General features: G+C 62.5%; 23 protein-coding genes and 1 tRNA gene. 19 read left to right on the top strand and 5 right to left on the bottom strand.

The features are described from left to right. The 19 genes from DFLDMN_RS05385 (at position 1) to istB (ending at position 15,468) form a co-directional block, all read left to right on the top strand. Positions 1–651 carry a DUF1834 family protein gene (locus tag DFLDMN_RS05385; RefSeq protein WP_423197448.1) on the top strand — a complete coding sequence of 217 codons (651 nt, stop codon included), beginning with the start codon at positions 1–3 and terminating at the stop codon, positions 649–651. 3 nt (positions 652–654) lie between these two features. Then, complete coding sequence (locus DFLDMN_RS05390; protein WP_423197449.1) at positions 655–840, top strand: hypothetical protein; 186 nt, start codon at positions 655–657, stop codon at positions 838–840. Then, entirely contained in the window at positions 840–2,261 is a 1,422-nt protein-coding gene (locus DFLDMN_RS05395) for a phage tail sheath C-terminal domain-containing protein (RefSeq protein WP_423197450.1), read from the top strand. The genes DFLDMN_RS05390 and DFLDMN_RS05395 overlap by 1 nt, the downstream gene beginning before the upstream one ends. Before the next feature lie 35 nt (positions 2,262–2,296). After that, complete coding sequence (locus DFLDMN_RS05400) at positions 2,297–2,671, top strand: phage tail protein (RefSeq protein ID WP_423197451.1); 375 nt, start codon at positions 2,297–2,299, stop codon at positions 2,669–2,671. After that, positions 2,668–3,045, top strand: coding sequence for a hypothetical protein (locus DFLDMN_RS05405; protein ID WP_423197452.1), 378 nt, complete (start codon positions 2,668–2,670; stop codon positions 3,043–3,045). The genes DFLDMN_RS05400 and DFLDMN_RS05405 overlap by 4 nt, the downstream gene beginning before the upstream one ends. Before the next feature lie 125 nt (positions 3,046–3,170). Beyond that, the gene (locus DFLDMN_RS05410; protein WP_423197453.1) at positions 3,171–5,306 is read left to right on the top strand and encodes a phage tail tape measure protein; all 2,136 of its coding nucleotides are present in this window, start codon (positions 3,171–3,173) and stop codon (positions 5,304–5,306) included. Beyond that, positions 5,306–6,613: a DNA circularization protein gene (locus DFLDMN_RS05415; protein WP_423197454.1), complete on the top strand. Its 1,308-nt coding sequence runs from the start codon at positions 5,306–5,308 to the stop codon at positions 6,611–6,613. Before DFLDMN_RS05410 ends, DFLDMN_RS05415 begins: the two co-directional genes overlap by 1 nt. Then, on the top strand, positions 6,603–7,718 hold the full coding sequence (locus DFLDMN_RS05420) for a phage baseplate assembly protein (protein ID WP_423197455.1): 1,116 nt from the start codon (positions 6,603–6,605) through the stop codon (positions 7,716–7,718). The genes DFLDMN_RS05415 and DFLDMN_RS05420 overlap by 11 nt, the downstream gene beginning before the upstream one ends. Further along, entirely contained in the window at positions 7,708–8,352 is a 645-nt protein-coding gene (locus DFLDMN_RS05425; protein WP_423197456.1) for a phage baseplate assembly protein V, read from the top strand. Before DFLDMN_RS05420 ends, DFLDMN_RS05425 begins: the two co-directional genes overlap by 11 nt. A 71-nt stretch (positions 8,353–8,423) precedes the next feature. Then, the gene (locus tag DFLDMN_RS05430) at positions 8,424–8,939 is read left to right on the top strand and encodes a hypothetical protein (RefSeq protein WP_423197457.1); all 516 of its coding nucleotides are present in this window, start codon (positions 8,424–8,426) and stop codon (positions 8,937–8,939) included. A gap of 48 nt (positions 8,940–8,987) precedes the next feature. Continuing rightward, positions 8,988–9,338 (top strand): phage GP46 family protein, encoded by a 351-nt coding sequence (locus DFLDMN_RS05435; RefSeq protein ID WP_423197458.1) that lies wholly within the window; start codon positions 8,988–8,990, stop codon positions 9,336–9,338. Further along, complete coding sequence (locus DFLDMN_RS05440) at positions 9,338–10,402, top strand: baseplate J/gp47 family protein (protein WP_423197459.1); 1,065 nt, start codon at positions 9,338–9,340, stop codon at positions 10,400–10,402. Before DFLDMN_RS05435 ends, DFLDMN_RS05440 begins: the two co-directional genes overlap by 1 nt. After that, positions 10,399–10,968, top strand: a complete 570-nt coding sequence (locus DFLDMN_RS05445; protein WP_423197460.1) for a YmfQ family protein — start codon at positions 10,399–10,401, stop codon at positions 10,966–10,968. The genes DFLDMN_RS05440 and DFLDMN_RS05445 overlap by 4 nt, the downstream gene beginning before the upstream one ends. Before the next feature lie 2 nt (positions 10,969–10,970). Further along, positions 10,971–11,966 (top strand): gp53-like domain-containing protein, encoded by a 996-nt coding sequence (locus DFLDMN_RS05450; protein ID WP_423197461.1) that lies wholly within the window; start codon positions 10,971–10,973, stop codon positions 11,964–11,966. Between the two features lie 21 nt (positions 11,967–11,987). Further along, complete coding sequence (locus DFLDMN_RS05455) at positions 11,988–12,413, top strand: phage tail assembly chaperone (RefSeq protein WP_423197462.1); 426 nt, start codon at positions 11,988–11,990, stop codon at positions 12,411–12,413. Continuing rightward, entirely contained in the window at positions 12,410–13,009 is a 600-nt protein-coding gene (locus DFLDMN_RS05460) for a DUF7338 family protein (RefSeq protein WP_423197463.1), read from the top strand. The genes DFLDMN_RS05455 and DFLDMN_RS05460 overlap by 4 nt, the downstream gene beginning before the upstream one ends. A gap of 149 nt (positions 13,010–13,158) precedes the next feature. Further along, positions 13,159–13,950, top strand: coding sequence for a DNA adenine methylase (locus tag DFLDMN_RS05465; protein ID WP_423197464.1), 792 nt, complete (start codon positions 13,159–13,161; stop codon positions 13,948–13,950). A gap of 82 nt (positions 13,951–14,032) precedes the next feature. Further along, a complete protein-coding gene (locus DFLDMN_RS05470) occupies positions 14,033–14,548 on the top strand; it encodes a hypothetical protein (protein ID WP_423197465.1) in 516 nt (171 codons plus the stop codon). Positions 14,549–14,694: 146 nt separating this feature from the next. Then, complete coding sequence (istB, locus tag DFLDMN_RS05475) at positions 14,695–15,468, top strand: IS21-like element ISOcsp1 family helper ATPase IstB (protein ID WP_144817098.1); 774 nt, start codon at positions 14,695–14,697, stop codon at positions 15,466–15,468. Between the two features lie 589 nt (positions 15,469–16,057). Here the strand turns inward: istB and DFLDMN_RS05480 are convergent. From DFLDMN_RS05480 to pheS, 5 genes are all read right to left on the bottom strand, one after another. Then, positions 16,058–16,134 (bottom strand) — tRNA-Pro (locus tag DFLDMN_RS05480). Between the two features lie 56 nt (positions 16,135–16,190). Next, positions 16,191–16,625 carry a MerR family transcriptional regulator gene (locus DFLDMN_RS05485; RefSeq protein WP_423197466.1) on the bottom strand — a complete coding sequence of 145 codons (435 nt, stop codon included), beginning with the start codon at positions 16,623–16,625 and terminating at the stop codon, positions 16,191–16,193. Between the two features lie 165 nt (positions 16,626–16,790). Continuing rightward, positions 16,791–17,207, bottom strand: coding sequence for an integration host factor subunit alpha (locus DFLDMN_RS05490; protein ID WP_423197467.1), 417 nt, complete (start codon positions 17,205–17,207; stop codon positions 16,791–16,793). A gap of 80 nt (positions 17,208–17,287) precedes the next feature. Next, on the bottom strand, positions 17,288–19,735 hold the full coding sequence (gene pheT / locus DFLDMN_RS05495; RefSeq protein WP_423197468.1) for a phenylalanine--tRNA ligase subunit beta: 2,448 nt from the start codon (positions 19,733–19,735) through the stop codon (positions 17,288–17,290). Positions 19,736–19,800: 65 nt separating this feature from the next. Continuing rightward, positions 19,801–20,826 (bottom strand): phenylalanine--tRNA ligase subunit alpha, encoded by a 1,026-nt coding sequence (pheS, locus tag DFLDMN_RS05500; protein ID WP_423198328.1) that lies wholly within the window; start codon positions 20,824–20,826, stop codon positions 19,801–19,803. Positions 20,827–20,828 lie beyond the last annotated feature (2 nt).

The following is a 20,828-nucleotide window of genomic DNA, read 5'->3' on the forward strand; positions in this document are numbered from 1 at the left end:
ATGCCGATCATTACTGCCGTCGAGCTGGCCATCGTGCAGCGTCTGCGCGTTGGCTTGGGCAAGATGGTTAAGTCGGTCGAGACGTACGGTGGCGAACTGGACGACGACACCGAAGATGTCGTGCGCGCCTTCCCGGCCGCGTGGGTCACGTTCGGCGGCGTACGTGACTCCAAGCCGTATTCGACCGCCCGCGAGAAGTGGCGCAAGGAAGCGCTGTTTGCCGTGATGGTTGGCGCCCGCAGCGTGCGCAATGAGCAGTCCGCTCGTCACGGCGGCGCTGGCCGGCGCGAGGTCGGTACCAACCAGCTGATCTATGCCGTCCAGCGCCTGCTTACCCAACAGGACATGGGGCTGCCCATTCGAGAGCTCGAGCCAGCCAAGGTCAGAACCCTTCGTCACGTCATCGTGCGCAGCGAGTCGTTCTCGTGCTTTGCCATTGAGTTCCACACTGCCTGGATCGACGAAGCGCTGCCCCGCGATCGCTTCCCGGCACCGGATGGCCCGGACCACCCTGACGCCATCTTTGCCGAGCACGGCGGCCAGCTCAGCGTTCCAGATCCGGACTGGCTGCGCACCGGCCTGAATTACCACCTGGCGCCCGACGATGGAAAGCCGGACGCCACCGACCTCATCGGCCCCGATAAGGAGTAAGCCATGAAAGTAAAAGCTGCGCCCGGTTTGCGGGTGCCCAAGGAAGACGACCCGCACCGCTACATCACGGAAGACGAAGCGGTCGAGGTTCCGAGCAGCGCGTATTACCTGCGCATCGTCGCGGAGGGTGACCTGATCGTGTCCAACGACGCGGCGGACGCCCCCAAGAAGGCAAAAGGGAGCAACTGATGGCAAGCCCGAATATCAGCTTCGATCAAATCCCGAGCAGCATCCGCAAGCCAGGGAAGTATTTCGAGTTTAATACCAAGCTGGCGGTGCGCACGCTGCCTGGAAACCTGCAGCGCGTTGTCGCCATCGGGCAGCGCCTGGCATCGGGCACGCAACCCGCGCTGGTATCGGTCGATGTATTCAGCGACGAGCAGGCGGCTCTGCTGTTCGGCCGTGGCTCGTACGCGCACCTGATGGCGCAAGCCGCGATCAAGGCGAATCCGTATCTGCAACTCACGGTGATTGCGGTCGATGACGCGGAAGCGGGCATTGCGGCCACCGCGGATGTCACGATTACCGGCCCCGCCACCTCTGCCGGCGTCGTCAGCCTCGTGGTGGGTGACGTGCGCACGGACGTTGCAGTCTCGGTGGCCGATACCCCGGCAATCATTGCAACCGCGCTCGCCGCCGCCCTGGCAAAGCAACCCAACCTGCCTGTCACGGCAGCGGCCAACCAGGGCAAGGTCACCGCAACGGCCCGCCACAAGGGCGCTGCTGGCAACGCCATCAAGCTGAGTACGCTGTGCACGGTCGAAGGTGTCACCGTGGCCGCGGCCGCCATGGCAGGCGGTCAGATCGATCCGGACATTGCGCCGGCCCTCGCGGTCGTGGTCAATGGCGGTCACAACATCGTGATCGACCCCTTCGCGACCCAGGCAAGTCTCGCCGCGATCCGGACGCACCTCGACTTCGTGTCCGGGCCGCGCGAGCAGCGCGGCGCCATCTGCGCGTGGGGCTGGCCTAATTCGCTGTCCACGGGCATCGCGCTGGCGTCCGCAAACAACAATGGCCGCACGAGCTGCGGCTGGCATCGTGGCTCGATCAAGCTGCCATGCCAAATTGCGGCTGCGTACGCGGCAGTCATCGCGAGCGAGGAAGACCCGGCGCGCCCTCTTAACACGTTGCCGCTTGCCGGCCTCGATGTGACGCCGATTGATCAGCGGACCAGCATCACCGAACAGGAGAACGCGCTCTACAACGGGCTGTCGCCCTTCGAGATCGGCCCCGGAGATGTCGTGCAGATCGTGCGATCGATCACGACGTACACGAAAGACCCGCAGGGCATCGACGATGTCTCGCTGCTCGACCTGACGACGATCCGCACGCTGGACTATGCACGCAAGGCGTATCGCGAGCGCATCGCATTGCGCTTTCCGCGCGAGAAGCTGTCGGAGCGTACGCCTGAGAAGGTCCGTTCGGAGCTGCTCGACGTCTCGTACAAGCTGGAGGAGCTGGAAATCCTCGAAGCCGTGGACGCAAACAAGGACGGCCATGTGGTGGAGCGCGACAGCCAGGACGTGAATCGGCTGAACGCTAAGATTCCCGTGGACGTGGTGAACGGCCTGCACGTGTTCGCCGGCCGCATCGATCTGCTGCTGTAACCGCGAGCAAGTCTCGCACCGATAGGAGAACCGATATGGCTCTGCAGGAATACGCCGGATCGATCGTGATGGAGGTCGATGGCAAGGAAGTCGAAGTCATCGATCTCAGCGATACGGTCCGCACCGGGCGCAAGCTCGTGAAGACCATGAACCGCACGGGGCGTGCTAAGGGCTTCGCCAAGGGTATTGCCGAGTACGAGCTGAGCGTGACGGTCGCGATCCCGCTCAGCGGCGATATGGACTGGCTGGCGATCGAGGGCGCCAAGATCACCATCTACCCGAACAGCCCAGGCGGTCAGCGTGAGAGCTACCTCGACTGCTTCACCACCGAAGCGGGCAACAAGTACTCGGTGGACAACGAAGCCCGCCGGGATCTGAAAATGCAGGCTCTGCGCAAGGTGACGGAATGATCGAGACTGGCGAACTTATTTACGGCATCGAGTTCCCGCCGGAATCGGGCGTGTTCCATCACGCCTTCTCCATGCGCCTGCCCACGATCGACGACAACGTGGCGGCGATCGAGGAAGTCGGCTCCACGTCGAGCATCCGCATCAACGTCGCGATGTTTGCGCGCTGTCTGGAAAGCCTGGGCACGATCCCCAAGGATTCGATTACCACGCAGCTCGTGGGTACGCTGATCGACGACGACTACGACGAGCTGGCGGCAGCGCGGGATCGGCTCAAAAAAAAGCGGAAGACTTCGAGCAGTACCTCTCGGACTACCGACTCGGAGTCGTCCTCCTCGGCCGCCACGGAATTGCCGAGTCAACCGTCCGGCGCCTGACGGCACCCGAGCTTGAGGGGTACTTCCGCGCGATCGCGCGGTTGTACACCGGCAAGGCTGATCAGGACAGCGACACCAAGTCGCGACGAATCACCAGCAAACGCAGGAAGAGGCCGACTTAACCCATGTCCACCAACCTTGAAGTCGCCCTGCAGCTCAAGGCGCGCGACGATGCTTCCCGCACCGTCGCGCGTGGCATGGCGGACATTGACAAGCAAACGCAAGCCGCTGAGAGGTCGGTCGCGGGGCTGAACCGCGAGAACCGACGCATGGCTGACGCACGCCAGATCCTCGGCATTCGATCGGAGCGTGCGATTCAGCGCGAGATTCAGCAGACCGAAGCAGCGTACAAGCGCCTGCTGGCTTCCGGCACGATGTCCGCCAGGGAGCAGGCACGGGCATTCGAAGCAACGCGTCAGCGCGTGCGTGAACTGCGCCAGGAGATGCAGGGCGTCGTTACTGCCCAACGGTCGATATCCGGGGCCGCGCGTACGCTCGTGGGTGCAGGTGCGGGTGCCATGGCGGCAGGCTATGTGGCAGCCGCTCCGGTACGTCGAGTCGCAAACTACGATATGCGCCTGGCGCAGATGGCCAACACGGCGTTTGCGGACACGACAGACAAAGATGGCCGCGCCCTGTCCATGGACGAGCAGCTCGCACGCCGTCGCACCGGAAAGGCCCAGCTGGAAAGCCTCATCACTGCCGCCACGGCCGAAGGCGGCACGCGCTCGGATACGGCCAACGCCCTGGACAAGCTGATTGCCCGAGGAATCTTCTCGCCCGAGCAGGCCGGCAACCTGCTGCCGACCATTAACAAGGCGGCCACCGCCGCCGGTTCGTCGGCCGAGGATATTACGGACGTCGTCATGGCGGCCGTGCAGAACGCCAAGATCCCGGTCGAGGAGATCCCGAAGGCGCTGGGCATGGCGCTGCGAGCCGGCCAGATGGGCGGCTTCGAGCTGAAAGACATGGCGCGGTGGCTACCCAAGATGCTGGCAATGGGCGGCCTATCCGGCCTGCGCGGCCAGGACGGGCTCGCTTCCATCCTCGCGGCCAGCCAACTCGCCGTGACCGCCGCAGGAGGAAGCGACGACGCCGGCAACAACGTCGTCAACCTGCTGCAGAAGATCACCTCGGCCGACACGGCAGCGGACTTCAAGAAGCTCTCCGCAAAGACCCTCGGCGATAAGCGCAAGGGCGAGGCCGGCATCGACCTGTACGGCACGATCGCCCAGGCGCGCAAGGAAGGTGTAGATCCCGTCGAGGCATTCTCTCGTCTGGTGCGGCGCGTCGCCGAGGCCGACAAGGGCTTTGCGGAGATGCAGAAGCGGGTTAAGGAGAGCGGCAATGATAAGGACAAGACTGCTATGTATGGCAGCATGGCCGACATCCTCATGTCGCGCGGCGTAGGCAAGACCATTCAAGACCGCCAGGCGATGCTCGGCCTGCTGCCGATCCTGTTCAACCCCGCTGCTTATCAGAACATGAAGAGCGGCATCCTGCAGGGCGACGAGACAGCGCTCACAGTCAACCAGGCATTCATCAAGGAACAGGCAGCGTTCAAGTTTCAACAGGGCCAGAACACCATCGAGAAAGGCGAGTACGACTCGATCGGCAAGCTCAACGGCGTCGTCGGTGACGTGACCGGCAAGCTGGCCGAATATGGCGCCCAATACCCGGCGCTGACCGCCTCTCTTGTCGGGGCCACGGTGGCTGTGAAGGCGCTGGCCGCCGCCGCGCTGGCCAGCAGCGCGACAAGCATCCTCTCTCGCGGTGCCGGCGGAGCTGGAGCAGCGGCCGGTGCTGCCGGTGCGGCCGGCGCAGCGGGCGCTAGCCGCGTGGCTGGCATGGTTGCCGGCGCCGGCAGGTTTGCGCGTGTCGCGGCGCCTGTAGCGCTGCTCGCATCAGGTTTTGATGCGTACAACGTCAGCCAGAACAGCATGCTCACGGACGCGCAGCGCAAGAGCGAGTACACCCGCGTGGGTGGGGGTGCCACTGGCGCCCTCGCAGGCGCAGCAGCAGGCGCTGCGATCGGCTCTGTGGTGCCAGGTGTGGGCACGGCGATCGGCGGCATTGCTGGCGGCATCCTCGGGAGCCTGGGCGGCGATAGTCTTGGCAAGATGCTCGGCGACGCGTTGTTCCGTGCCGAGACAGCCAAGCAGCCACAGCCGATCACCGTGCCAGTGTCCGTCAACGTTGACGGCCGCGTTGTCGCGGAGTCTGTCAATCAACTATTCGCGGTCAACGCGCGGAGGCAATAGTGGCTTGGGAAGACACTCTTCTCGATGCCTCCTTTCGGGGCATTCAGTTTGACTGCGTTCGTACCCGCGACTCTGCGTCACGCGATGTGGCTCGTCACGCCTACCCGTATATGGACGGGGAGGACACAGAGGACCAAGGGCGCCGAGGCCGCCGTAGCAACATCTCGGCGATCTTCTTCGGCCCCGACTACGAGACGCGGCTGCAGACCTTCATCAAGGCGCTAGACCAGCTCGGTTCGGGCGAGCTGATCCATCCGGTTTTTGGCAGCATCAAGGCCCAGGTGATGGACTACGACATCGAGCACGAAGCCGACTCCGTCGATGCGTGCACGGTGTCCATTGACTTCCTCGAAGCAACACCCGGGAATCCATTTTTCGTCCAACAGTTGCCGGCGCAGAAGGCGCGGCAGGCCAGCCAGCTCGCGGCGCTGGCGAGAAGCGGCGGGATCGGGCTCTTCGCCGGAGCACTCTCCCAGCTCAAGTCCTTGCAAGGCAGTCTTGGCTCTCTGACGGCGCTCAAAGGCGTCATGACGGGAGTGCTCGGCGCGATCCGCGCGCAGGTTAAGGGGATCATCGGCACGACGCTCGATCTGATCGACTTCCCACGCGCATTCGCGGGCGACCTGGTCGCGATGGTATCCGGCATGGTGGATCTGCGGTCGTTCGATATCGGCGTCATCAAGAGCGACTGGAAGAGCTTGGTCTCTCAGCTCGACTATGTCGTTCGGTTGCCTGCAGCGGTCACGGGCGGCACCGTTACGGCCTACGGCGATACAGGAGGATCTGGCGGTACGGGTGGTGGTGGCGGAGGTGGAGGCGGCACCACGCCCCCCGTAGCCTCGACGCCGATTCCTGCAGATCCGGTACAGGTCAAGATCGTCACGGCCGTTGTTCAGATCGCAGTGGCCACGGCGCTCGCGGATGCCGCAACTGTCGTGCTTGTGGACGAAGCCGAAGATCCGACGCTACCGCCGCAAGACATCGAGATTATCAACAACGATGTGCGGGACCACGTCCAGACGGCCATCGAGACGACCCGCGATCTGTATCCGGTGGAACAGGCGCGGCCGGTCATCCAGGCACTGCGGGATGTCGCTGCTGCCGTGCAGGAGGCCGCAGTCGCTGTCATTGATGCGCGCCCCCCGCTGAGCACGCGCACTGTTACCTCTCCGGGCAATCTGCACCTGGTGGCGTTTCGCTGGTATGGCGACTACGCGCGCGCGGCCGAGCTGCTGCGCCTGAATCCGCAGCTTCGCAATCCGAACGACATCAAGGCCGGAGACGTCCTTTACGCATATGCCCAATGAGCAAGACACCACGGATGTCGTGAGCCTCCTGATCGGGGGAAAAGTCCACGGCACCTGGACAAAGTACGAGGTGGACTCCGACCTGATGATCCCTGCCGATGCGTGGCAGGTGGAGCTGGGCATGCCGGCGGGACAGTTCCCTCCGATCGTCGAGGAAGGTGCGTTGACCGAGGTGCGCATCGGCAACGATACGGTCATGACCGGCCGCATCGATGAGATCAATCACACGGTATCGAAAGGCACCAATGACCTGTCCATCAGCGGCCGCGACGGCGCGGGCGTGCTGGTCGATTGCTCATCTCCGATTTTCACGGCCAAGCTGGCCACGCTTGCCGAGATCACTGCAAACGTCATCAAGCCGCTCGGATTGACAAAGATCCGCATCGACGCGGACAAAACCGCTGTCACGGAAAAGATCAACGTCGAGCCAGGCGACACCGCCTGGGACACGCTCGTCCATGCAGCCGAGGCAAACGGACTGTGGCCGTGGTTTGAACCAGACGGTACGTTGGTGGTTGGCGGCCCCGACTACAGCAAGCCGCCGGTGGCCAGCCTCATCATGAACCGCAACGGCCGGGGCAACAATCTCATCAGCCTGGCACATACACGATCGATGTGCGATCGCTACTCCGAGGTGACGGTTCTTGGTCAGTCGCACGGCACCGCAGTAGAGACCGGGCAGAACGCGATACGGGCCACTGTGCAGGACCAGAGCGTGAAGCTGTACCGGCCGAAGGTCGTCACGGACCACGACGCCATCAATCGAGAGACCGCACGATCGAGGGCGCGCAAGATCATCTCGGATTCGCGCCTCAAGGGCCGTACGCTCTCGGCAAAAGTGAGAGGTCACCGGACCAGCGACGGCGTTCTATGGACGCCTGGTCAGCGCATTCACGTCAAAAGCGAACCGCACCGGATCGACGGGATCTTCTTCCTCATGTCGCGCCGGTTTGTGGGAGGCCGCGGCGAGGGGTCGGTCACGATACTCACGCTCAAAGAGGACGGCGTATGGGTGCTCGACGCGCACCCTCACACGCGTGCAAAGAAGCGCGCCAAGGGCCGTACGGCAAAAGGCGAGATCTTGGAGATCATCGATGTGGGGTGAGGTAGACAAGCGCATCAAGCGCGCCATGTCAGGCGTGCGCAATGCGTTTCGCGGCGTGTTGGCGCGAACGGACAGCGAGAGCGCGGTGCAACTGATCCAGGGCGACGGTGTCGCCACTGAAAAGCTGCAAGACAACGAGCTCTTTCAGCAGTACGGCTATACGTCGAACCCTCCAGCTGGGACTATGCTCGTTGTGGTGCCGGTGGGTGGCATGACTAGCCATGGCATCGTGGTCGCGACCGAGCACGCCACGTATCGCCTCAAGTCTTTGCAGCCCGGCGAGGTCGCTCTCTACACAGACGAAGGCGCTAAGGTCGTACTCAAGAGAGGCCGCATCATCGAAACGGATTGCGACGTCTATCGCGTCAACTGCAAAAGCTTCGAGGTCAACGCGACCGATAAGTCAGACTTCAACACCCCAATGCTGACGGCAAGCCAGCAACTGACCGCCCAGGCACAGATTCACGGCAACGGTGGCATGGCGATTAAAGGGGGCGACGGTGCATCGTTCGAAGGCAATGTGCGCCAGACCGGCGGCAACGTTACGACAGACGGCGATGTGGTTGCGTCTGGAACGAGCCTCCATGGTCACCGCCATAATGAAACAGGAGGCATCACCAGCCCGCCGGCCTAGCGTTGAGTCGGCTCTGATACGATGGTGGCTCGCAGCTCCAGTAGCTGAATACACACCAAGAAGAAGACAACATGAGCGAGAAGAACAATCCGCTACAGACGCTGGCCGCTTGGATCGACGAGCAGCATGTCGATATCAGGAACGACATTTGCTGGCTGGTTGGATACTCGGCTTCCAGGATCATGGCCGGATATCCGGAGGGCTATGCCGAGGACCGCCCGCAGGCGTTTCTAGATTGGCTGACTAGGCAGGACCAATTGGCCTATCACGCTGTCGCGGCGAAGGCTATCGCCGTACGCGCGCAGATTGCCTATCTTGTCGGCCAGCGCGGCACTGAGGAGTCTTGGAAAGAATCTCGGGCCAATATGCAATGGGCGATTGAGCGTGCAAAGGAAGAAGGCAATCAGGAGATGGTTGACTTCGGAGTCCAACAGCTCAGCAAGGCACCCGAGCGTGAAGCACGATGGCTTGATACAGCGGCGAAATGGCACGATCTCCTAGATGGTGCAATTTCGGATTCAGCCATCAAGGCTTGGGTGACCGAGCAGATGTACCTGACCAACCTGAGCCTCAAACAAGGGTACTGAAGTCCTTCCACCTGCATCATATGCCCTCCATGCACAGAGAATCTGTGCATGGATGCGCTTCTCGATCCGCTGACCGGCAGCTACGACGGTTCGCGGACCACCACTCTCTCAAACGCAGTCTACCTGCGGCTGCAAACGCCGCTTGGTAGCTGGTGGGCCGACCCGTCGCTCGGGTCTCGCCTGCACGAGCTCAAGCGGGAGAAGGATACTCCGCGCGTCGCGGTACTCGCCAAGCAGTATGCCGAACAGGCGCTACAGCCTCTCATTGCAGATGGCCGAGCACAGTCCATAGCGATCGATACGCTGCGCCTGCGTGCCGGCTGGCTCCTCCTGCTTATAGAGGTTCGCCAGGCCGGTGGCCAGGTCGCCCGCCTCCAGCACCCCGTGCGAGTCGTCTGATGCCATTTATCGTTCCCACGCTCACTGCAATCCGTGACGATTTGCTTCGCGACCTGCGGGCAGCGCTTCCAGACGCAGACGTCGGCGTTGACAGCGACTACTTCGTGCGAGCGACGTCCATCGCCAGCGCCGTTGAAGGGCTATACGAGCACCAGGCATGGCTGGTTAAGCAAATCTTCCCTGACACGGCCGATAGCGAGTACCTCGCGCTTCATGCGCGGGTGCGTGGGCTTAACTACAAATCGGCCGTGTCTGCGGGCGGAAAGATTGCGCTGACCGGCACGCCCAACGCAGCCTTTGATGCAGGACTGGTTGCCAAGTTTGGCGACGCGAGCTACACGACCACCGAGAGCGGAACGCTGGACGCCACGGGCAACGCCGTCGTGTCTGCCGCCGCGCAAGCCGCAGGCATCGTCGGGAACCTCGCCGCCGGCACGACTGGCTCGCTGATGGCGCCGCCTAACGGAATCGTGAGTAAGGTCACGATCGTCTCGATGGTGGGCGGCGTGGAGGTAGAGACTGACGCAGAACTGCTCGCCCGCTTGCTCGACTTGATCCGCCGTCCGCCCGCCGGCGGCAACCGCTATGACTATCGCCGCTGGGCCATGGAAGTGCCCGGCGTGTCGGCTGCTTACGTCTATCCGTTACGACGCGGGCTGGGAACGGTGGACGTGGTGATTACGTCGGCGGGCGAGCTGCCGTCTGAGGCCACCATCCAAGCCGTTCAGACGCATATCGACGACCTGCGTCCGGTTACGGCAAAAAACTGTCTGGTGCTGGCGCCGACTCCACGCATCGTGGATCTGAGCGCGTTCGTGCAGCTGAGCGGACTCGCGCTCGAAGCCGCCAGGGCGCAGATCGCCACGGCCGAGGCCGCTTACTTCAACCAGATCGAGCCAGGCACTACGGCCTATCGCAGTCGTATCGAAGCCATCATTTCCGGTATCTCCGGGGTGGTGGATCGCCAGGTCGTAGCGCCGGCCGGGAATGTCGTGCCGATCGTGAACGAGGCCGTAGTCGAGTGGCTGCGCCTGGGCAACGTGCAGGTGCAGCTGCTGCCATGAAGCACGCGGAGCTGCTCGCCCTACTGTTACCACCGGAGAGCTACGCGCCGAGGGAATTTCCGCTTGCGCAAGAGCTTGCGGCGGAAGGCAATACGCTCGATGCCGCGATGGCATCGGTCACGCGCGCAGCGGGTGGCATTACGCCCTTTTTCGCTGGTCAGTTGCTCCCCGATTGGGAGCGAGTCTGCGGCATCGCGCCGAGTGCGAACGCGTCATACCAGGAACGCTTGCAGATCGTGCTCGCGAAGCTCGCGGAGACCGGGGGGCTCTCCATTCCTTACTTCAAGCGACTTGCAGCGGGAATGGGGTACGAGATCCAGATCGAGGAACCACAGCCATTTCGTGCGGGCATCAATCGGGCCGGGGACCAACTTTGGACGCCAGCCATCATCTGGGTGTGGCAGGTCATCGTGCGCAGCGGCGTTGTCCGGGAGTACCGGTTCCGCGCCGGCCAGTCCGCTGCAGGCGAGCCGTTGACGTCGTTCGGCGATCCGGTCATTGAGTCGGTGTTCCAGGACTTAAAGCCCGCCCACACCTTTGTCTATTTCGCCTACCAGGAGGCTTAGCAATGCAAGACCTGATGTCCCCCGTCGATACGCAGGACAGTCTGTTTCACGACGGTAACCCCGCTAATGGAACCATCGGCACTCTGGTAACGGCGCTGTGGCTTAACGCTGTGCAGAGCGCAGTGCGCGACGTTCAGTCGGAGCTTAAGAATCTGTTGACCGGCTTCGGTGGCACTCTCGACGTGCAGAAGAAGGACCAGTTGAAAACGGTCCTGCTTAACGCGTTGGCCAACTATGCGCCGCTGGACGCGCTCGGCGCATTTGCGCCTCTGAACTCCGCGACGCTCACGGGCACTCCGAAGAGCACCACGCCCGACCAGTTCGATAACACCAAGCGCATTGCCACAATGGACGCGGTCCAGCGTGCCGTGGGCAACATGGCGGGTGTGGCCACGTTCGTCCAGACAGGTAGTGTGTCGGCGTCCGTGGCGGGGAAGTGGATCAATTGCGCAATGACTGCCACGGGCCAGGTTCTAACGTTGCCAGCACTGAGTGCGGTGCCTGATGGTGCGACGTTCATTTTCCAATCGCTCGGCAATCAGCCATTCACGATCGTGCGTGCGGGAACTGACCAGATGAGCGCAAACGGCGGGATCATCACGGGCGTCCTGGTGAAGCCCGGGGATGTTGCCATCTTCACACGCGCCGGTGGGGCGCTTTGGGCGTTTAGTGGCTCCGCTGCACTGCGCGTGAACAATTCGGATCTGTTCGGCCTGTGGTGGGGTAGCAGCATCGGCTACCAGCGATTGCCCAGTGGCTTGATTCTGCAATGGACGTCCGGAACCGTACCGCACAACGCGCTTCAATCGAGCTTAGCGTGGCCTATCGCGTTCCCCAGCGCATGCCTCGCCGCATGGGGCACCATTGGATCAGGCATCGCGGTGAACGCCGTAGATCGCAGCATCGGTGTAGATGGAAATGCTGGTGTAGCGCTGGTCACGGTGCAGAGTAGTAACAGCGGCTCAAGCGGCGTCCGCTGCTTCGGCGTCGGCATCTGATCCATATCGAAGAAGCGCATCATGCAAAAATTTGCACATATCGACTCGAGCCGCAGGGTGCTTGCCTTCTATGCGGAAGGCATCCATGAAGACATCCCGACGCCGTCGGTTGCGATCAGTGACGAAACACACGAGGCACTACTGGATGGCCAAGCCACCGGGAAAGTGATGATGATCTCCGAAGAGGGACATGCCCTCCTAGCGGACCCGTCCCCTCCGTCTGATGACTACTTGGCGGGCGAAGCAAGGCTCAATCGAGATCGTTTGCTGGCAGCGACAGACGGCATGGTCCTGCGCCATAGCGACGAGCTGCAGGAAGGCATAGCCACGACGCTCACGGCGGAACAATATCAGGCGCTCATGCGATACCGCCGGGAACTCCGAAACGTCCCCGAGCAGTCGGGCTTCCCCGCGTCTATCGTATGGCCGGAGACTCCGCTGCCATGATGGCGCGCTTCGCACTCCAGGTCGCCCTGGACATACTCGCCAATCTTGTGGGCTACGCTCTCGATTGGCTGTTCCCCGCGTTCGCAAATGCTGAGGGAAATCTGCCTGTCTGGCTGCGATGGTTTCAGACCCACGATGCCACTCTGGATGGGGTTGGCCGGGATGGAGTCATCGAGCCGCGATTCGTGGCCAGCACGTCTTGGCTGCGGACTGACGATGGCGCTCCCAGGAACACGCTTTGTCGATACCTCTGCCGCGTGGCGTGGCTCTATCGAAACAACGCGTACGACTTCTCGATCGACGTCCTCGGGGCACAGGGACCATTCCAGCTCGATCGTGCGTCAGGAGCGCTCTACGCGCCCGTAGCGCACGCTTCGCCCACCAATCGATATCCAGCCCAGGGCGGATGGCGTTGCGAGCTGTATCGCGGCGCAAATGGCCACCTCTACTTTCATTTCTGGTGGGTGCTAGATCGGGGCAACGGAAAATGCCACGAGGCAAACGTCGGCTGGAAGATCGCCGCCGGCAGCGAACGCGCGCAGCTCGTGTGCAGGTACTCGCCATGGCGCGCGTACGAATCAAATCCAGTCGCCTAGAAGTCTAGAAGACTAGAAAAGACGCGGCGACGTGAACGGTGTTGGAGCACCGTCCACGACCCGCCCCTGCAGCCAGGGACTGCAAGATTGGCCAGGGCCGCGCCACCTCGCGAGGCGGGCGGAATCCTACCATATTCCTTCAAAGTCACATGACGAGCCCGATTATTCCCTGGCTGGGCGGCAAGCGCCGCTTGGCCGACAAGCTGTTTCCGCTGTTTCCCGCGCACGAGTGTTACGTGGAGGTTTTCTGCGGTGGCGCTGCTCTCTATTTCCTCCGGCAAGTGCCCGCGCCGGTCGAGGTAATCAACGACATCAACGGCGATCTGGTGAATCTGTATCGGGTCGTCCAGCATCATCTGGAGGAGTTTGTCCGCCAATTCAAATGGGCGATCTCCAGCCGCCAGGTCTTCAAATGGCAGCAGATGAGCAACCCGGAGACACTGACCGACATCCAGCGTGCTGCGCGCTTCTATTACCTGCAACACCACGCTTTCGGCGGCAAGGTGGACGGTCAGAACTATGGGACGGCCACGACCGCTCCAATGGTCAACTTGTTGCGGATCGAGGAGAGCCTGTCGGCCGCCCATCTACGGCTGGCCAGCACCAACGTGGAAAACCTGCCCTGGCAAGAATGCCTGCAGCGCTACGATCGACCACACACACTGTTCTACCTTGACCCGCCGTACTGGCAAACAGAGGGCTACGGCGTGCCTTTTGGCTTTGAAAACTACGTCGAGATGGCCTCCCTGATGCGGTCCTGCAAGGGTAAGGTGATGGTTTCCATTAATGACCATCCCGAGATTCGACAGGCGTTTGACGGCCATCACATGATAGGCCTGGACATCAAGTACAGCGTGGCCAATGCCCAAGTTAAGCCGGATACAAGCCGTGAACTGGTGATCACCAATTGGGCACCAGCGGAACTCGGCCAGCTGTTCTAGGGCTGTTGCGCAGGTTAAGAAATCGTCGATCCGACCGATGTACCGGAGTCTGACGCTTTTTCTTAACCATTCTGGATCATATATGGCCGCCTACCCTGCACCGAATTTCCTATTAACTACATGGATATCCGAGCTTCCGGAGGAGGTGTCTGGCACGTTGCTGGCTTCCGTTGCAGCACTCCGGCACTACGCAGGGCTATCCTGCGCCGAGGGTATACCGACGCCGGGCGAATTGGGGGTCTGGTTGTCTGAAAATACCGGGCTGGACCCCGCTATCACCAAGTCGAAAATCCTGACCCTGCTGGCCCATCTCGGCCCAGAACTGGAGAAACGGTCTGACGCCGCTTGGTGGAAACGCCACGCCGAGCACGTCCGGAAGGCTACCAAGGAGACGGTCCACTTACTCATCGAGGAAGGTAGATCTCACTTTCTGGCTCAGGCGGAACGGCTCCTGGCAGACCTGCCGGGCGAGCAAGCGCAATGGGAGAAGGCCGTAGGCGAGTGGCGCGAAATGCTTGGTGGCCAGCTATCCCCCGGGTCGATCGAGCAGTGGAATTCCGATGCAACTGACCTCTGGCTTGCCAGAGGACTCCACTAGCCGGCGTGGCGGCTGGGCAATAGCCTGAGGAGGCCTGAATCGGCCGTTTTTAACTCTGCGACCGGAATGCCAAACCGCGCGCAAAATCGTGCCAAACCGCGCGCGACGTTACAGGTCTATCAGCAACTTTTGACTGAGGTACGAGCGTGAACCTGCAACAGGAGCGAATTGATGCCCATTGCCAGACGCTCAAGCTCGAGGGCTTGATGCAGGCATACCGCGCAATGGCCAGTGACGCGGTGAACAAGGACTGGAGCTTCATGGACTATCTGGAGCACGTGCTGGAACATGAGCGTGATACCCGCCAAGTCCGCTCACGCCAGACGCTGGTTCGCATGGCCGGGTTCCCAGCGGTCAAGACGCTGGACGAGTACGACTACGGCTTTGCTGTGGGAGCGCCTCGGAAGTTGATCGACGAACTGGCGACGCTGCGGTTCATCGAACGCAGTCAGAACGCCGTGTTGCTTGGTCCCTCCGGCGTCGGCAAGACTCATCTGGCGATTGCCATCGGATACGCCGCCACACAAGCCGGGATCAAGACCAAGTTCATCACCGCCGCCGACCTCATGCTGCAACTCGAGGCCGCCAGGCGTCAGGAGCGATACGACGCCGTCCTGCGACACAACATCCTCGGCCCACGCCTGCTAATCGTTGACGAGATCGGCTACTTACCCCTGTCCGGCGACCAAGCCAGCCACTTCTTCCAGATCGTCGCCAAGCGATATGAACGCGGCTCCATGATCCTCACCAGCAATCTTCCCTTCACCCAATGGGATCAGACCTTCGGCGGCAATACCACGCTGACTGCGGCAATGTTGGACCGGATACTGCATCACGCGCACATCGTCCAAATCAAAGGAGATAGTTATCGGCTGAAACAGCAACGCAAGGCCGGCCACGTGCCCGCCACGAAGAACTAATCAACTGGTTCACATTTACTTTGCGCGCGGGCGCGCGAAGTGGCTCAGATTTGGGCTGCGCTTGACAACGCCGGAAGGATCTTTGCCATTGAGTGCCCTATGGAGTCCGACGGCACTCTAACAACGAAATATCAAAATCGACATACCTCATTCGGGTCACACTTTTTTATATTTGAGACCTCCTGCCGCACTACTTCTTCGTCGGCACCGAACCTGAGGCGCAGGCCAGCATCCGCGTGAGATGCATCACACCGTGCCGGGTGGATGCAGCGAGACCCGGATGCTTAAGCGCCCGGCAGAGGAAGCTGGTCCTGATCCGCCGAACACTCCAAGGCGCGCCTCGTCGCGAATGACCTGCGCTGACTTGCAGCAGGTCCATGGCATCAGACGTTGGTTGCGGGAAGTTTTGCCGGTGGGTTCACTTCGTGCCGAGCATGTCTGTCGGCAGCAGCGACCAAGCCGTGAACCGGCGATCAGGCGGAAAGTTTGAGAGCGTGCTATGTCGCGCCAAGCAAGCTGAATGCTCAGTCGCTTCTCTCATGCCCAAACAAAAAACCCGCTTGGCATACACCAAGCGGGTTTTTATTTCTGGTCGGGGCGAGAGGATTTGAACCTCCGACCACCTGCACCCCATGCAGGTACGCTACCAGGCTGCGCTACGCCCCGAAAGACGACGATTATAGCAGAGACATTTCGACGATGGCTAGTCACACGCGCATGATTTATCCGTGCCGTGCGATCTCCTTCAGTTGGGCGAGCAGGTGTTGTACTTCAACCAGTTCGCCGCGCAATGTGTTGATGTCGACGGTGAGCGCGGGACGTTCGATGCTGTTCGCTGCGGCGGCCGCTTCCGCTTCCTGTGCGGCTGCGGCGGCAGCGTGATGGCGACCATCGTCGAGCCGGTTGCGTGCGCCGTTGATGGTGAAGCCCTGCTCGTACAGCAGCTCGCGGATGCGGCGGATCAGCAGGACTTCGTGGTGCTGGTAGTAGCGCCGGTTGCCGCGGCGCTTGACTGGCTTCAGCTGCGTGAACTCCTGCTCCCAATAGCGCAGCACGTGCGGCTTGACGGCGCAGAGCTCGCTCACTTCACCAATGGTGAAGTAGCGTTTCGCGGGAATCGGCGGCAGCGTGACGCGCTCGCTGGATTTTTCCGTCATGCGATGGGGAGAGAGGTTCGGAGGCGTTTGTTTGAAGCGTCTTCAACCACCACGCGCGAGAGGCGATGACGCACGCGCGGCAAGGAAGCATACAGACAGCGATGTCGCCGGGCAATCTGCCGAAAGGATCAGGCAATCCTGAACGGTACGTCAGCTGCCGCCGTTTCAGCCGGACACTGCCACCCCTGCCCGCTCCTCCACCAGGCCCTTGAGCTTCTGGCTGGCGTGGAACGTCACCACGCGACGCGCGGTGATGGGAATGACTTCGCCGGTCTTGGGATTACGGCCCGGACGCTGCGGCTTGTCGCGCAGCTGGAAGTTGCCGAAGCCGGACAGCTTGACGCTGTCGCCCTGCTCCAGCGCTTCACGAATGACGTCGAAGAAGGCTTCGACCATGTCCTTGGATTCGCGCTTGTTCAGACCCACCTGGTCGAACAGCATTTCGGCGAGCTCGGCCTTGGTGAGCGTAGGCACCTCGGTCGCGCGGGCTTCCGGCGATGCGTCGTCGAGGGTGGGAGCGTGCCGGTCGCCCATCTCGCCCAGTCCTGCTGCATTCATGGAAATCGCGTCTCGGTCGTTCATCTTGATCGCTCGTTGGAGTGGTGTATCTGGCGATCCGCCCGGGAGCCGTGCCCGGGCGCTCCAGTTCTTCAACGGGCAGTTCAGCCGCGCAGGCGGGCGTCGAACGCCGCTGCCAGCGCCTCGACCATGCAGCGCACTGCCTGATCGACGGTTTCGTCCTGAAGCGTCGCCCCAGTATCTTGCAAGGTCAGTCGGAACGCAAGGCTTTTCTCGTCGGCCCCGATCGAAGCGGAAGCCGCCTTCGGACGGAACTCGTCGAACACGACCAGGTTCTGGCAAAAGCGACCAAGGTCGGCCTTGTCCAGCGCCTCGCGCATGGCGTCGAGCATGTCCTGCACGCGCACCGACTGCTTGACCACTACAGCCAGGTCACGCACGGCGGCCGGGAAGCGCGAGATCTCGGTGTACGCGGGCAGGCCCACTTCGCGCAGCGCCAGCAAGTCGAGCTCGAACACCACCGGCGCCTGCGTCAGTTCATATTCCTGCAGCCAGCGCGGATGCAACTCGCCCACCACGCCCACCGCCCTGCCGCCCAGCAGCACGCGCGCGGCACGCCCCGGATGCAGCGCGGGATGAGACACCGGCTCAAAGCGCGGTGCGTGCGGATGGAACAGCGCCTCCACGTCACCCTTGACGTCGAAGAAGTCGACGGCGCGCGTGGGTACGCCCCACTGCTCGTCGAACGCCGGACCATAGGCGATGCCGGCCGCCATCATCGGCTGGTCGTATCCGGCTACGGTCAGGCCGCCGTCGACCACCTCGGCATCGCGATGGAACACGCGGCCGACCTCGAACAGGCGTACGCGCGCGGCCTTGCGATTCAGGTTGTAACGCACCTTGTCGACCAGACCGCCAATCAGCGTGGAACGCATCACAGCCAGCTGGCTCGCGATCGGGTTCAGCAGGCGGATCGGGTTATCGTTGGCGGCAAAGTCGCGCTCCCACTTCTCTTCCACGAAGGCAAAATTGATCACCTCCTGGTAATCGCGCGCGGCAAGGGCGTGGCGTACCACATGCGTGGAGCGACGTGCCTCGTTGGTGGGCCGCATCTCGCTCTGCGCCACCGGCGGGCGCGCCGGAATCCGCTCGAAACCGTAGATGCGCGCGACTTCCTCGATCAGGTCCTCCTCAATCTCGATATCGAAGCGGTAGCTCGGCGGCGTAACCTCGAACACCTCGCCTTCGGCACCCTGCGTGCGCGCGAACGGCAGTTGCAGGCGCTGGAACACATCCGCGATTTCAGCCGCTGTCAGTTCGATACCCAACACACGCTCCGCGCGCGCCACGCGCAGCGCCACCGGCTTGCGCTCGGGCAGGTTGACCACGAGGTCGTCGACGGGGCCGGCCTGGCCGCCGCAGATCTGCAGGATCAGCGCGGTAATGCGCTCGATATGCTCGACCGTGGTGGCATAGTCCACACCGCGCTCGAAGCGGTGACCGGCATCGGTCGAGAAGTTGTAGCGGCGCGCCCGGCCCTGGATTGCCTCCGGCCACCAGAACGCGGCCTCGAGATAGATATTGGTCGTATCGAGCGACACGGCGGTACTGTCGCCGCCCATGATGCCAGCCAGGCTCTCGATCTCCCTGTCGTCGGCGATCACGCCCACCTGCTCGTCGACCTCGACCGTATTGCCATTGAGCAGCTTCAGTTGCTCGCCCTTGCGGCCCCAGCGCACGTCCAGGCCACCGTGGATCTTGTCCAGATCGAACACGTGGCTCGGGCGACCGAGTTCCAGCATCACGTAGTTGGAAATATCCACCAGCGCCGAGATGCTGCGCTGGCCCGAACGCTCGAGCCGTTGCACCATCCACGCCGGCGTGGCGGCGCGTGCGTTTACGCCGCGGATGACGCGGCCCGAGAAGCGGCCGCACAGGTCGGGCGCCGACACCTTCACCGGCAGCTTGTCCTGGATCGTCACCGCCACCGGCGACATGTCGGGCAGCGACAGCGTTGCACCGGTCAACGCCGCTACCTCGCGCGCCACGCCATGGATCGACAGGCAGTCGGCCTTGTTGGGCGTGAGCTTGATGGTGAAGACCTGATCGTCGAGGTCGAGATACTGGCGAATATCCTGGCCCACGGGGGCGTCGTCCGGCAGCACCAGCAGGCCGCCATGATCTTCCGACAGCTTCAGTTCGCGCGCCGAGCACAGCATGCCGTAGCTCTCCACGCCGCGCAGCTTGCCCACCTTGATCTCGAACGGCGCGCCACCGACCTCGGCGGGCGGCAGCACCGCGCCAACCAGCGCGCACGGCACCGAGATGCCGGGCTTGACGTTGGGCGCGCCGCAGACGATCTGCAGCGTCTCGCCGGTGCCGGCATCGACCTGGCATACGTTGAGACGGTCCGCATTGGGATGCCGCTCGGTGGCCAGCACGCGGGCCACCACGATCTTGCTGAAGGGCGGCGCGACCGGCCCCACCTCTTCCACTTCGAGGCCAGCCATGGTCAGGCTGTGCGCAAGGGCGTCGGTGGAGACCTTTTCAGGATTGGCAAAGGTGCGGAGCCAGGATTCCGAGAATTGCATGGCGCTTCTGATCGGTAAGTTCTGTGATGTCGGGTGCGAGGCGGTGCGTAGGCAACCGGTGCGCGTCAGGCAAACTGGCGCAGGAAGCGCACGTCGCCCTCGAAGAACAGGCGCAGGTCGTTGATGCCATAGCGCAGCATCGTCAGTCGCTCGATGCCGGAGCCGAACGCAAAGCCAATATAGCGCTCGGGATCGAGGCCCATGTTGCGCATCACGTTGGGATGGACCTGGCCCGAGCCCGAGATCTCGAGCCACTTGCCGTTGCCGAACGCCATGTCGATTTCCGCCGACGGCTCGGTGAACGGAAAATACGACGGACGGAAGCGCACCTGGATATCGTCGCGCTCGAAGAACTTGCGCAGGAAGTCCGTGTAGACGCCCTTGAGGTCGGCAAAGCTGATGTCCTCGCCGATCCACAGGCCTTCCACCTGGTTGAACATCGGCGAGTGCGTGGCATCGCTGTCCACCCGATAGGTGCGGCCCGGGCAGATCACCTTGATCGGCGGCATGGCGCGGCCGGCGTACTTCTGCACGTGCATGCGCGCGTAGCGCACCTGCATCGGGCTGGTATGGGTACGCAGCAGCAGGAGCTTGTCGTCGCTGTCGCGGCCATCGACATAGAACGTGTCCTGCATCGAACGCGCCGGGTGGTTGTCCGGGTTGTTCAGCGCGGTGAAGTTCATCCAGTCGGTTTCGATCTCGGGACCATCGGCCACGTCAAAGCCAATCGAGCCGAAGATCTGTTCGATCCGTTCCCACGTGCGCATGACGGGATGCAGGCTGCCGCGCGCCACGGCACGGCCAGGCAGTGTCACATCGATCGCCTCGGCGGCGAGGCGCGCATTCATCAACGCGTCGGAGAGCGCCTGGCGGCGCGCCTGCAGCGCGGCCTCCACCTGCTGCTTGGTCTGGTTGATGCGCGCGCCTTCGGTCTTGCGTGCCTCGGGGTCGAGCTTGCCGAGCCCCTTGAGCAGTTCGGTCAGCGCACCGGTCTTGCCGAGGAAACGCGCCTTCTCGTTTTCCAGCGTGGCGTTATCGTTGGCCGCGGCAAAAGCGGCCTGTGCGTCAGCGACGATTTGATCCAGATCCAGGG

The organism is Cupriavidus sp. H19C3, from assembly GCF_049393815.1.
GTDB lineage: Bacteria > Pseudomonadota > Gammaproteobacteria > Burkholderiales > Burkholderiaceae > Cupriavidus.